Annotated in this window: 10 protein-coding genes and 1 pseudogene; 3 read left to right on the top strand and 8 right to left on the bottom strand. The window is 49.6% G+C overall.

The annotated features are described in order from the left end of the window. Nucleotides 1-2 precede the first annotated feature (2 nt). From FKZ61_RS08890 to FKZ61_RS08870, 5 genes are all read right to left on the bottom strand, one after another. Nucleotides 3-1,319 (bottom strand): BREX system ATP-binding domain-containing protein, encoded by a 1,317-nt coding sequence (locus FKZ61_RS08890; RefSeq protein ID WP_141609729.1) that lies wholly within the window; start codon nt 1,317-1,319, stop codon nt 3-5. Between the two features lie 13 nt (nt 1,320-1,332). After that, nucleotides 1,333-2,562, bottom strand: coding sequence for a BREX system ATP-binding domain-containing protein (locus tag FKZ61_RS08885; protein WP_141609728.1), 1,230 nt, complete (start codon nt 2,560-2,562; stop codon nt 1,333-1,335). After that, a complete protein-coding gene (locus FKZ61_RS08880; protein WP_141609727.1) occupies nt 2,559-3,395 on the bottom strand; it encodes a hypothetical protein in 837 nt (278 codons plus the stop codon). Before FKZ61_RS08880 ends, FKZ61_RS08885 begins: the two co-directional genes overlap by 4 nt. A 645-nt stretch (nt 3,396-4,040) precedes the next feature. Continuing rightward, nucleotides 4,041-5,148, bottom strand: a protein-coding gene (locus FKZ61_RS08875; protein WP_170199463.1) for an IS3 family transposase whose coding sequence is annotated in 2 segments (ribosomal slippage) — nt 4,041-4,875 and nt 4,874-5,148 — 1,110 coding nt in all. Because the reading frame shifts where the segments join, the coding sequence is not laid out codon by codon here. Between the two features lie 47 nt (nt 5,149-5,195). Beyond that, nucleotides 5,196-6,122: a helix-turn-helix domain-containing protein gene (locus tag FKZ61_RS08870; RefSeq protein WP_141609726.1), complete on the bottom strand. Its 927-nt coding sequence runs from the start codon at nt 6,120-6,122 to the stop codon at nt 5,196-5,198. Between the two features lie 504 nt (nt 6,123-6,626). On the opposite strand from FKZ61_RS08870, the gene FKZ61_RS08865 reads away from it, so the two are divergent. Continuing rightward, a complete protein-coding gene (locus FKZ61_RS08865; protein ID WP_141609725.1) occupies nt 6,627-8,432 on the top strand; it encodes a hypothetical protein in 1,806 nt (601 codons plus the stop codon). Here FKZ61_RS08865 and FKZ61_RS08860 read toward each other — a convergent pair. Together FKZ61_RS08860 and FKZ61_RS08855 are read right to left on the bottom strand one after the other, a co-directional pair. Next, nucleotides 8,429-9,391, bottom strand: a complete 963-nt coding sequence (locus FKZ61_RS08860; protein ID WP_141609724.1) for a hypothetical protein — start codon at nt 9,389-9,391, stop codon at nt 8,429-8,431. The two genes, FKZ61_RS08865 and FKZ61_RS08860, sit on opposite strands and share 4 nt — an antisense overlap. 277 nt (nt 9,392-9,668) lie before the next feature. Further along, nucleotides 9,669-11,024, bottom strand: coding sequence for a hypothetical protein (locus FKZ61_RS08855; protein ID WP_141609723.1), 1,356 nt, complete (start codon nt 11,022-11,024; stop codon nt 9,669-9,671). A gap of 234 nt (nt 11,025-11,258) precedes the next feature. Here FKZ61_RS08855 and FKZ61_RS08850 point away from each other — a divergent pair, with 234 nt between their 5' ends. Continuing rightward, a complete protein-coding gene (locus FKZ61_RS08850) occupies nt 11,259-11,483 on the top strand; it encodes a transposase (protein WP_141609722.1) in 225 nt (74 codons plus the stop codon). Further along, a pseudogene (locus tag FKZ61_RS08845) lies at nt 11,462-11,593 on the top strand (IS5 family transposase); the annotation flags it as partial. The gene FKZ61_RS08850 and the pseudogene FKZ61_RS08845, both read left to right, overlap by 22 nt. Before the next feature lie 186 nt (nt 11,594-11,779). Here the strand turns inward: FKZ61_RS08845 and FKZ61_RS08840 are convergent. Next, nucleotides 11,780-12,751, bottom strand: a complete 972-nt coding sequence (locus FKZ61_RS08840) for a hypothetical protein (protein ID WP_141609721.1) — start codon at nt 12,749-12,751, stop codon at nt 11,780-11,782. Between the last annotated feature and the right edge of the window lie 241 nt (nt 12,752-12,992).

Raw genomic sequence — 12,992 nt, 5'->3', positions numbered from 1 at the left:
ACTCATGATTTCGTGAGAAAGCGGGCTATATCTAAGATTTCGACGGCTCCCTTGACGAACAATCGTGTCTGTATTGATTGGTTCAGTATGTTGAATATAGCGTCAATGGTCACGTCTTCCTCCAGATAATCATAGGCACTGTCATAGAGCAAACAGATGTGCTCGAAGACCTGTCTCAGCGCCTTCTCCGATAACGGCTCCAACTCGCTCTTGGGTATTCGCTCGATCTCAGGAATATACGGCGTTTTCGAGTAGTACCCGTCAGTCCAACTGTAGTAGTAATTCCAATCTAGAGAGGTGAATGCAAACAATAGCTTCAAGCCGCTAACCTCTTCGTAGAGGAAAGGAATGCGAGGACCGACTCCAACTCCGCAGTAATCAAGGCCTGAATTCCAAGGCTTTTTCTGTAATGCTGGTTCGTTATCAGCGGTTCGAATCAACGCCCGGAGGAAATTTCTACTTCGTTCTGCCTGATAAGAATAGTAATTCATCTCCACGGTCTCGGCTTCGTCAAAAACCAGTAGCAGCCCTTTCAGGCTCATGACTTCCCTTGCAGCCCATCCAAGTGCGCTGAGCAAGTAGCAGTAGATGTTAGCCGCTGTGGAATAGTCATAGAGTCCGGGCAATGAGTTGTACGTCCAATTGTAGAAGCTCCAGGGTCGAATACTGGGTTCTCTTGCTTCGATCCATTCCCACAAGGTTTCATCGAACTCATGACCCATTATTCGTTTAAAATATTCGTGATCTTTTAGCGCGCCCAAAGAAAGCGCTCTTTTCAAAAAATCCCGAAAATTTCCTACGCTCGTGCCCCCTAATGGATATCGCATGTTCTGAATCAATTGTTTGTATACACGTTTCGGCTTGTGAAAAGGTGCTTCGTTGGGATCCATCTCCACCCAAGAAACAGCATATCCTTCTTGCAATGCGCGTCCTAGAGCATAATGCAGGAGATGAGTTTTTCCGCTGCCATATTCTCCTACAACGAGCATGGTTCCCGACTGTTCTGACTGGGAGGATAGCCATTGCGCGATCTGTTTGACTTCTTGCTCTCTTCCGAAAGTGAAATCCTCCACACAATCATAGGGCACGATCCCGAGGCGAAATGCCTCAATCATGCGTCGAGATTTGAAGTGTTCATCGGGTTCAGGTGCTGGCGGAAAGCGTGGAGCTGGTGGGAGAAGTTCTGCTTCACGCAATTCATCAATCCGCACCCATCTGCGCACACCGTCGAACTCAACCAGCAACTCGAACCCCTTGTGGCGGCGCTGCAGCACCACACCACGACCATACCTGGGATGAACGACTTCCTTCGTAGTCATGACTCAAATCCCATTAAAAGTCCAAGTCTTCGGGAGACGGTGGGGAGCCTTTCTGCCTCAAGTAATGGAAGCCTTGAATAACCTTTTGCACGAACAGGCGTTTGTATCCGATGTCTCCGTAGCGTTGCTCATAAGCAGCTTCCGCAGTTTGCCTGATGGTATGCAGAACTAGCGAATCATCAAGTTTGGATGCATACGCCACTTCGTAAACGCGTCTCAGCCCTGTTCCAATCTCCGTTAACAGTGTGAGCGGGTCTCCCGGAATCCTCTCCAGTTCGATTTTGACGCCAGTTGGGTTTAACTCGTCGAACACGGTGGCTACACGCTGGCGTAGCGCTTCATAAATTTGAGTGCGCCCTTCCAGAAAATTCTCATCTGGCACGGCATAGAAAATCATAACGCTTTGGAAATTCGTGTGCCCACATTCGTCAATCAGCTCGCGCAAGTTATTCAAATGGAGTTCTCTTTGTTTTGTGCTAAGACTTGGGACGCGCTCAGCCTCGTCCAGCAAGATGACGAGTCCAGAAAAACCGATCTGTTTGACCCATTGGACTAAAGATCGGATCATGGTGAAGGCCGTCGTTCTATCGATACGCTGTAGAATTCCAAATCTGCCGTGGACTGTGCGGTCGAAGCCTTCACCCGTTAGCCACTGACATATGTTGAGGAAATCTTCTTCCTGTCTATCCAATAGCGCCTTGAAGGCCGCTTTGACCGCTTTTGAAAAACTAATGCTCTCTATCCCTTGGATGTTTTCAATTTCACTCAGCAATCTTTCTCGTAAATCCTCAACCGACACGCCGTCATTACGCGCCTCTTGGTACTTCATGCTATACCAGGAGCGGATGAACGGCACGATACCTTGCTCATAACCTGATAAGAGTTCTTCCGCCGATAGGGGTGGAAGCAGTCCTTTGATAATAGCCTTATATACCAGGTCTAGCCGATGAAATGGGCTCTCACCAGGAGCCAGGCTGACATACGAGACAGCGAACTGGTTTTTCCACGCTAGATCGCGTACGCAGTAGAGAAAGTGCGTTTTTCCGCCCCCATAGACTCCAACCACCATCTTAAATGCAGAGCCACCCTGCTTTATGAACGTGGAAAGATATTCCTCATCGATAACAGAAAGGTACGGCTCCAAGCCAGCAGTGAAAAACTGAAATCCATATGCTGGCGGAATGCCATTGGCCGCTACGGTGTCGATTATCCTCCTGGCGATTTGCGAATCAAGTTTGTTCATGCTCGTTTCTCCTCAAATCTCAAGTGGGAATACGCGCTTCCCTTGCCATCTTCACTTTCGGGGACCCATAGGAAGTCCGATCGGCGTTTTGTTTGGGCTCGAGTAGCTGTTTTCAAGCGGAATTGCCTTGAGGAAGGGTTTTGAGCCAGAAATCGCCGGAGACGAAAGAGGTCGAAGCTGAAGTCAGCTCGACTGTAGCTCTTGTAATAATCTTTTCGCGGATCTTGGTAAAACCGGGGATTCTGAAGCAAGTAAGCGATTTCTCCAAGCATCTTGATTATGGGGGCATCTTCGCCTACCCTTTGGACCACTCGAGTATAAGCCTGATATAGGTTTTCCAGAAGTTCCTGTTCAGGAATCTGCGATCCTAATTCCTTCTTTGCTCTTTCAACTCGTTTTACGATGTCAGAAACGGATAATGGGCTTGTACTCAGCTTCTCTTGCTTGGAACCGTACCACAAGGTTGCTTGCCATTGTTCAAAATCAAGCTCGATTGTGAACAGTCCGGCTTTTAGTTCAGGATATTGTCCTGTCAGCGTGATCCCCAATTGTCGAAGTTCTTGCTCCAGTTCCGAACCAAATCGTCGTTGCACTTGTTCCTCTGTCTGACGCAATTCAGACTCGAACTGATTTATCCATTCCTTGAGAATGTCCAGTGGAAACGGATCCGAATCCGACACGATATCCTTCAGCTTACCTACTTGTTTCTTTATGCGCGCCAAATTGATTTCCCGGTCACCTGATAACTTCTCGATCTCCCGCAGCGAAGCGATAATGGACTTGACCGCTTTGGAGTGACGTTCCAGTTCGTCTATTAGCTTTTGTCGGTTCATAGGTCCTAAACCTCATACTGTCATTTGGTCTGAATTAGGGACACTAGCCGGGAAGCACAGGCTAACTGTTAAGTCTCAAGACATAGGTAACACTTTTGGGGCTCAAGTATTGCCTCCGGTAGGCTCAAGACATAGGTAACACTTGACCTGAATAGCCGTACATGAACAACCGAATCAAGAAACTCCAGGCCATAGGTTGACCCTGGACTGACGGTAAGGTTCTGGCACAGGAAGCATCTCTTCCCGAATTGGGAAGGGGAAGTCAGCGATACACACCGGCGCTTCAGCAGGTGCTTTCTGATGATAGACGTAGAGGCGATGTTCCCCCGGTGACCAAAGTCGCCCGAATCGTCTTACCTGCCCATTGCGAATCCAGCGTCCATGTGGCGTTCAAGAGAGAGAACTGGCCGCCATTGTTCACAAAACGGAGGAAGTGGATGAGGCCGTCACATAAGGGCAGGACAGAGGGGAGTTGGGTATGCTCTGGTAGACGTACGGCCACAGGTGAGCTCTCCCGATAAGTAGCCGGGGTAGTCAGTTCGCCAGGTAAAGGACGATGTTCTGGCTAAGGTTGACCCCATTGTCAAGACCACGAAATGGCCAAAATAAGGTGAAGAAAGAACAACAACAGCAACAACAAAGTACTCATGCGAAATGGACCTCTGCCGGTGCCCGATAGCCCAGGCTTTGATGCGACCGGTCATGGTTGTAGAACTGGAAGTAGTCATCCAGGCCCGTGTCCAGTTCCGGAACCGAGGCATAGTCCTTCAAGTAGATGTCCTCGTACTTAACCGACCTCCATAGCCGTTCGATGAAGATGTTGTCAAACACCCGGCCTCGGCCGTCCATGCTGATCCGCACGCCAGCAGCTTCGAGACAGCTGGTGAACTCCAGGGCGGTAAACTGCACCCCCTGGTCGGTGTTGAAGATGTCGAGTGTGCTGAGCAGAAGCGCTTGCTGGAGCGCGTCCAGGCAGAACCGACCGTCCAAGGTGTTGGACAGTTGCCAGGCCAGCACATAGCGGCTGAACCAATCCAGGATAGCCACCAGATACATGAAGCCATGCTGCATCGGGACGTACGTGATATCGGCGCTCCAGACCTGATTGGGCTGCGTGATCTCAAGGCCCCGCAGCAGATACGGATAGATTTTGTGACCCTTACCGGCCACGCTGGTCTTCCGTTTTGGATGAATGGCCTGCAAATCCATGATCCGCATCAGACGTTGCACCCGTTTGTGGTTGACCGCGTAGCCTTCTCGCTGAAGATAGGCCGTCATCCGGGGCCAGCCATAGAAGGGCGTTTTCAGGTACTGCTCATCGATCAGGCGCATCAGATGCAAGTTGAACTCACTCTCCCCCGCCGGCGCGTAGTAGTACGTCGAACGATTCAGCCCCAGCAGCTCACATTGCCGGCGAATACTGATGTCCGGATGGTTGGGCTCGATCATGGCGCGCTTGACCTCAGTCGAAGCCGGCAGCTTTTTTTTTCAGCCATTCCAGCTCCATCCTCAGGCGCCCGATCTGCTCGTACAGTTCGGATTCCAGCTTCTCGAACTCCCGCTGTTGCCGGGCGCTGTTGGAACTGAAAACATGGGCACCGTCTTCCAGGAGCTGGCTTTTCCACTGGCTAATCTGGTTGGGATGTACGCTTGTTTCACTAGCGATCTCTGCCAGCGTCTTGGTGCCTTTGGCCGCTTCCAAGGCGACCTTGAACTTGTATTCAGCACTGTATCGTCGTCGTTTCTTGGACATCTGTTTGACCCTCCACGTGCACTCAATTATAGGCCGATTTCTCCACCTTAGCACGTGGTCCAGTTTTCGGGGTCAATTATACGGCAGTAGGTTTGGAAGTCTGGCAAGGCCTGCTGGACCATGGAGAGATCCTGAAAATGCATCCGTTCCCAGAAGTTGCGGGACCAAAGACGATTGAAAGACTCGATCCAGGTGTTGGCTTGCGGTGTATAGGGCGGGATGAAGATGACCTGCACACCCAGATAGAGCCACAGGCGCACCAGGGTGCTGAACGTGTAAGAAGCAGAACTACTTCCCCGCCAGACCGGATCGTTATCCACCCTCAGGGCGTTTGGACGCCCCACATCTTGCCAGGCGGCCAGGAAGAAATCCACCACATTCTGCTTGGTTTTGCTGGTGATGAGAGCCAGAAAAGGCCATTGGCAGAAGACATCGAGCAGGTTGCAGGCATAGAGACGTTGTCCGCCTGGCAGGACCCGTTCCATGAAATCCATGGCATGAAGGACATGGGCGTGATGCACTTGTGGCCAGGGATAATCAGCCGGTAGGGTCTGCTTCTTGCGCTGATGGGGCCGCGGATTGCTGAGCCCATGACGCCGAAGAATTCGGTTGATGGTCGCCCGGCTTGGCGCTTCGATGCCGGCTCGCTTCAGCTCGGCGGCAATGGCATCAGCCCCGCTGTTACCAAAGCGCAACACAGGGTCCTCCCTACTGCTCAACAACCGCCGCACTCGCAATACCGCCGCTTCCACCTCAGGGGCGATCTGGGATGGCGAATGACGCGGTTGTCGCAAACGCGAGGCTAAACCCGCCCGACCCTCCTGTTGAAAACGGTGCAAGGTCTCATAGAACCACTTGCGACTACGTCCCAAATGCCGCGCAATTGCCGCCGGTCGCATCCCCTGCAGATACCGATCGATGGCCTGGTTCCGCAGGGCTTCTTCTTGATTCGTTTGGTAAGGTGCCTGGTTCATACGCTCCTCCAGTATTCCGGTGAAATTTCATGGAGGTAGCGTAACCTGTTACCTATGTCTTGAGCCTAATTGGGCAATACCTGTTACCTATGTCTTGAGACTTTGAGTGTTACCAATGTCTTGAGACTCGACAGCTAACGACAGCGTCAGCGGCGCGGCGCCGCCGTCCTACGACCATTGTGGGCGCATGATTTTTGGCCGAAAATTCGTCCGACTTGGCGCGCAGCGCAGCCGCGTCCGCTGCACGCAGGGTTAGGCAGAAACTATCCTTTCCTTTGAAACCCCATTTTCTGGAAGGCCCACCGAGCAGCAGCGCTTCTTGATAAATCGAGTCCAGCGTAACTGTACGCGAAATCGAATAAAGTCTGAAACCTAGCGTAAGTTTTGTGCAATCAGAGGCCGAATCACGAAAAACGGCCTAAAATTAAAAGATTTTTCGCACCTTACCAACTGAATCCGGAACCTGTATGCTCATAACCATTTCCAAACGAGCGAGGAATGGTTATGAGCAGCGACGAGACACAAGTCCAACACACCCAGCATGCCTTTCTGGTTGCCTGGGGTTGGTTCGCCGAACACATCGGCCTGATCCAGGCATTCCAGGGGCTATCCCTAAAGCAGAAGCGCTACCACCACACGCCCCAGGGCAAAGTCCTGGAATTTCTGGTCGCCATCCTGGGCGGGCTGAAGCATTTGCAGGATATCAGCCTGTCTGCCCATCCCCTGGATCGGGATCAGGCGGTTGCCCAAGCCTGGGGACAGCCGGGCTGGGCGGACTACAGTGGCGTGAGCCGCACGTTGCGCGGGCTGAGTTGGGAGGAAGCCCGGCAGATTGCCCTGACATTGGCGCAAATCGGCCAGCCGTATATCGAAGCTGAGTTGAGGCGGCTGCGCGCCCAAGGCAAACGCCTCCGCTATGATGGCGATCTGACCGGCATTCCCGTTTCCAACACCAGCCAAACCTACCCCCATGCCGCCTTTGGCCACATGGACGATGCAATCCGGCTGGGATACCAGGCGGCGCTGGTCAGCCTGGAAAGTCCGACGTATGGGCGCTTGTGGCTTTCGGTGGCACATCACCCTGGCGATACGGTCTCTTGCACGCAGGCTGAAGCCCTGGTTCTGGCTGCCGAAGTCCGCACCGGCTTGCGACCCCGCCGGCGCACCGAGCTGCTGCGCAGCCGCATTCAGGCCCTGGAGCAGCAGCTGGCCCAGACCGGCCAGCGCCTGGACACCCAGAAAGGCGCTGTGGAGCGTGCCCGGGAACGACTGGCGGAAGCAGCGCAGCAACGGCAGGCCTGCCAGCAACATCTTGACGACCTGGAGCATGACGACCGTATCCGTAACCGTCCAGAGCGTCCGAGCAGTGCCCTGGCCCAGGCTCGCCGGCGCTTGCAGGCCGCAGCAAAACGCTTGAAAGGTCGGGAGGACGCCTGGCAGCAAGCCCAGCGCAGGCTGGCCAGGACCACGGCGCATTGGGAAGAGCAACAGGCCGCGTGGAGCCTCCTGTCCCAACGCCTGACCCGTTTTGAGCAGGACAACGCCACCAATCCCGAGCCGATGGAAGCCGAATTTCGCCTGGATGCCGGTTTTGGTACCTACGAGAACCTGGCGCTGCTCATCGAGATGGGCTACGAAGTCTACACCAAGCCCCACAGCCACCGGGTCGTGGCTTATCTGCGCCGACAGGTGACGAACCAAACCGCCTGGGTGCGGGTGGGCGCTAATGCCGAGATGACTGCCTGGCCCGAATGGAAACTCAAAGGCTGCCCGTATCCGCTGGACGTGGCCCTGGAGCGTTTCTACACCGGCAAAACCCTCCAGCACAGCGCCTTGGCCCACTTCGGCTCCGACCCGGTTACCCAGAACCTGCCCGCCTGGTTTGAGCATTACAACGGCCGGCAGACCATCGAAGCCGGGATCAAGGAGAACAAACAGGTCTTCCACCTGCACCACATCCAAGTGCGCTCTGAGCCCGCCATCTATTTGCAGGAGTGTTTCGTGGTCTTCGCCGCCAATTTCATCCGCTGGGCGTCGCACTGGCTGGCGAGCCAGGCACTACCAGGCGACAACGCCCTGAATGTGGGCCAGTTGGGTATCAAGCGCCAGGTGCAGGTGGCCGCTCATGCCTCGGCACAGGTGATCCGGAATTCAGAAGGTCGGTTGTTAAAGTTCAGCGAGCACAGCGCCTTTGCAGGCAAGGTGCTCCGACTACCAGGCCGTAGTCATCCGCCGCCTGAAAGACCCAAATTTGCAAGTTTGATGCCGTTTTTCATCGAATCGCATCTGATTGCACAACCGTTACGCTAGGGCCATAGGTTCCTTAATAACTTGAATATAGAGAGGTTTTTACCATCACCTGGGTTCATCTGTGGAATCTGTGGGTCTTTTAATAGAGCCACAGGTTCCTTAATAACTTGAATAGTATACTCAGCGATATTTTTAAGAGAGTCCTTGGGATGTTTCTTGTGCTCAAAAACATCTTTGCATTCATTAAGCATGTAAATTAAAAACTTCTCTATAATTTGCTTATTTCGAGAATCAACGGGCATACCAGAAGGTATGCATGCATGTCCGGAAATATAATAGCTCCCTGCCCCATATTTATTGAGCTCTAGAATTAAGGGGTTTTGAACGATATATGCCAAAATAGTGGCAATATACAATTCGGTTAGACTGGCTATATTGAAAAACTGTAATGTGGTCTCTTTGTACTCTTGACGAAGTCTTGAGAATAATGTGTGAAATGTTGCATTACCTGTCCAGATTTGTTGCCAATTCTTTGTCACATCGACTGTGCTATCAATGTCGTAGAATACTAGGTGCATTTGCTGATTATTTTTTACTAAGCCTATATTGCTCCAATCCATATCAAAATACGCAAAACGGGCTAATTCAAGATGTTGAAATAGCAGTAACCAATTTTTGATCCACCAATCTTCGCCCTGATAAAGAGCCTGGAGTACTTCATTAATATCGAGCTTATCTGCTTTCAATTGAGAAAATATATAGAGGTAATTAAAATTCTTCCCCCGTACAAGGCAGGGCTGTCTTAGTTTCCCAAACTCATTAAGCTGGGCCGTTAAGCCTATCTTGACTAAGGCATTGTAGCTATTTGATAACAGAAAGTTATGTCCTGGTGCTTCCTCTGGCCATAACTTATAGAACTTTCCATTCATGAAATACCACGCAGATTGATTGCCTATTTTAAAATCAGAACAAAAGCGCCTTATTTCATGTTCTGTTTTCCGGCTTATAAATGAAGACATATGCTAATGCTAAAGCTCCCACCCTATTTATTTTTGACCAAATCAGTGACTCTTTTGCAAATAAGGGGCGTTCAACAAGGGAAGGACAACAGACGGGGCCGATCCCGAAGGAATCATGCACCATGCTCTTGGGAGGGGACAAAGGGAACCATTTGAAGGCGCAAGTGGACAGAATGGCATCTGAGATATGTCACCAGGGCCAAAAACCAGACCCCAAAGGCCAAAAGAAGCGCAACACAAGTTCGATCTCGACCCGGAATTCGACAATTTACCGATTTCAAATTGATATCGGTATAGAATCCCTCGCTGAGATTATCAATAGTGTCTTATCATCGCCAGAGGGTATAGAAATTTTTCGTAAGTTTTCTACTAATGATTTGAAGTCTGCTTGGCTTAGATTTCGTAAGGTAGACATAGCACCATATACTCCATCACTCATGACAACGATTCCTTGTACTTTCAGAAATTCTTCGACAATGGGATTAACTGTAAACTCGAGTTCAATCTTTTCCTCCTTTAAAATCAATTGTGTATATAATGGTTTGCCACTTCTTATTTCTACTGCCTCTGAATCAAGCTTCCCTATACACGCTACTGTATCTCCCATTTGATAGAGGTATAGTTTTCTGGAATGCACATCAAAAATGAATCCGGTAAATGAAGCCTGCCACTCTAATCCTGGTTGCCCTTTGAATCTCGGGAGGATGTCTCTTTTGGCTTTTAACATGTTTATAATCCCCATCCCCAGGACTTTCAATAATTCCTTTCTCATTCTTTCTTGTAGCTCTTGTAGGAAGTGTTCTTTATCCTTCAGACCCGGTATTTCCCCTACCCTTAACGCTTCCTGCGCTAAATTCAAAAAAACCTCGTGTCCCAAAATACGTGCATGGATACGAGAAGTGAATAATCCGGACAACTGAGGTCCTGGCGCCCCATCGGTTACGTATCCTATATAATAAGGGGGAATGCTTATCAGACCAGCGACATCTTCAGCTAAAGGTTGCGGTTCCTTCGGATTTCCACAATGACGTTGCCCTGCGGATGTCAGTAGTTCTACGTCAACTACAGAAGAATGGATAGGCTCTACAGCGATGACACTTTTTGAAAAGCCTTTTATTGTATCTTGGATATTGTCAATTTTATGACCTACTCTTTGTATGCCTTTAGAAATTTTCCCGAAGTAATCTGTCTCTCGGCGCAAGAAGAGAAATATAACCATTAAGGTGAGTATTTCAAGCAGGTACATCAATATAAACCATGGAAGTATATAAGAACTGTTTCCTCCAGAAGGTGTTGGAGTTATCGTGGACAAAGTAGTGTTCGTAATTACTGAGACCGCGGACTTAGCAGAAGATTGGCTAATTGTCGGACTCTGAGTTACAGCTGGAGCAGGAGTAAATGTATTGGTTAAAGTCTGAAGAGGGAATTCGGTGGGTATTGAAGTAGTGATCGGTGTAATAGTTGCTGAAATTTCATTTGTTACACTTTCGAAGGTTTTTGTTGTGTCCTCGGTAGTAAGTATTGTAGTGTTTTTTATGAGGATTGGGGGAAGAGCCGGCATTTTTGCGAAAGGAAACAGGGCGACTTTTCCCAGATATATCTCTTGAACTGGTCTACTAAGCAGAGAACTCACCAATATCATCCATGTCAAACATATCTGTATCTGTGTAGCCATATTATCAACACCCACTATTTTTGCAGTTTTCGGTTCTCCCTCCTGAGGAATCAGCGTTCAGCGATGAGCGCTACCTCTGGTGCTAGACAAAAAGTGCAAACATAGTAAACACCTTCGCTAAATTGTGATAGTGAGCATATACCCGCCATCCAACAGGTCCAGCCAGTCGTGAGCTAAGAGTCTATATGAAAAGTGACAGCTATCGGCCAAGTCGTGGTACACGTTGTGTTCGTGAACACGCAACGATACCCAACCGACCTGACCGACAGCCAGTGGGCCATTATCCAGGATCTGATTCCACCGGCCAAACCTGGAGAACGACCGCGCAGCCTGGATATGCGCCAGGTCGTCAATGGGATTCTCCATCTGACCGTCAGTGGAATCCAAGGTTCGCCGAATGGACCTTCGCCTGGCTAGGGCTCAACCGCCGGCTCTCCAAAGACTACGAACGACTGTCGGCAAGCAGTGAAGCGTTCATTCATATCGCCATGATTGGCATCATGCTGCGCCGTTTAGCACCTACCTGACCCTTTTCATACAGGCTTTTAGGAACTGGCTAGGTGCCTGGTAAGGTACTGTTCTGGTTAACTCAAGTGATTAGAAACTGCCTGTAGTGGCGCTAAGAAAAGAAGTAGTCCGTATCCGCGGGAAAAGAAGGTTTGTAGTCTTTGCAAAATGCGCGAGTGATAAAATTTAAGACGAAACAAGGTCAGCTACAAAATTGTCTTAGTACACTCTATACAAAAACCACTTGCCTTGCTTGAAAGATGAATCAAGTCACGAAGATATTTGTAATGTTCAATGGAAGAGATGGGAATAGTACCCACCTCTCCATGCACAGGGCAAACCCCTGCGATTTCGTCCATTTGTTTGGCTCCATTTGTTCCCGGCGGACCGAAATAGATACTTATCACCCCGTTGACCATTCTTTTCGATTCTGAAATGACACTTGAAGTAAGAGATGAATTGATAAAGGGATTACTGAATGCTCCCCCAGTATTGTGTTCCCCATCACTATATATTAGCACTCTAATGTTGGGTATTTCGATAACGTCACCTCCATAATGTACTCTTTGGCTTCCAATTTCAAATCCATTATTTAGGTCATTAAACTGAGCTGAATAATGGGTGGCTATATTACCTTGCAGAGCCGCCTCATAAATCTCCTTCGCAACTTCAAGTCCTCTAGTGATATTTGTCATATCCCCAAAATTATCAAAGAAATTGAGTACTTGCTGTTTCCAAAAATGCCATGTGCTAGTATAATCGCCTTTTTTCATGCTTGCGAGTTGGTATATGCCTAGGATTTTGGCATTATCGGAAAATCCTATTAAAGCTAAAAAGTAGTGATCGGGAGTTCTCAGGGCTTCGGATCCACCACCACCATGCAATAAAGTTGCAATAGTTGTGCCGAAGGCATTGGACACGGCCTCTATCTTGCTTAGGGGATTACCACTGTTCGGATCCAATCTTTCTCTCATAGAGCCGCTAAGATCGAACACCAAAATGCCGATACCATCTTTTCCTTCGTACTGGATTGTTCCTCCCCCAATCGAAATGTTCGGTTGTTTTTTGATAGTCTCTTTAGGGACTAATACACCCCCATCGCCTTCTGGACAAAAACCATCGCCAACAGAATCGAAAATATGTTTAGGATTCTCTGAACAAACCCATTGCTTCTCCATTTTTATGTCTCCCATTCATAGAGGAAGATCATGGTAACTCCATAGAAGGCCGTAAATCACATGAATCACAAGCTCGACTGTGTACAAAATTGTACAAAATGAGCGGATGAACAAGTCAATAGCAGACGACAGAAAGCAGATGCTGGCAGTGCGACGGTGAGATTTTTCGCAGATCCGACGGGGTCTCGCCTGTCTGAAAAAGCAAATACAGCCAGAGTCTTCTACGGACCAAGCGCAGCAG

It is taken from the genome of Litorilinea aerophila, from assembly GCF_006569185.2.
GTDB classification, from domain to species: Bacteria; Chloroflexota; Anaerolineae; order Caldilineales; family Caldilineaceae; genus Litorilinea; species Litorilinea aerophila.
This window is presented reverse-complemented; position numbering and strand designations above follow the sequence as displayed.

What these genes read in the sequence shown, in the direction of transcription:
- FKZ61_RS08880 (WP_141609727.1), bottom strand. Translation starts at nt 3,395, where the DNA reads ATGAACCGACAAAAGCTAATAGACGAACTGGAACGTCACTCCAAAGCG.
- FKZ61_RS08860 (WP_141609724.1), bottom strand. Translation starts at nt 9,391, where the DNA reads ATGTCTTCATTTATAAGCCGGAAAACAGAACATGAAATAAGGCGCTTT.
- FKZ61_RS08885 (WP_141609728.1), bottom strand. Translation starts at nt 2,562, where the DNA reads ATGAACAAACTTGATTCGCAAATCGCCAGGAGGATAATCGACACCGTA.
- FKZ61_RS08840 (WP_141609721.1), bottom strand. Translation starts at nt 12,751, where the DNA reads ATGGAGAAGCAATGGGTTTGTTCAGAGAATCCTAAACATATTTTCGAT.
- FKZ61_RS08865 (WP_141609725.1), top strand. Translation starts at nt 6,627, where the DNA reads ATGAGCAGCGACGAGACACAAGTCCAACACACCCAGCATGCCTTTCTG.
- FKZ61_RS08890 (WP_141609729.1), bottom strand. Translation starts at nt 1,319, where the DNA reads ATGACTACGAAGGAAGTCGTTCATCCCAGGTATGGTCGTGGTGTGGTG.
- FKZ61_RS08870 (WP_141609726.1), bottom strand. Translation starts at nt 6,122, where the DNA reads ATGAACCAGGCACCTTACCAAACGAATCAAGAAGAAGCCCTGCGGAAC.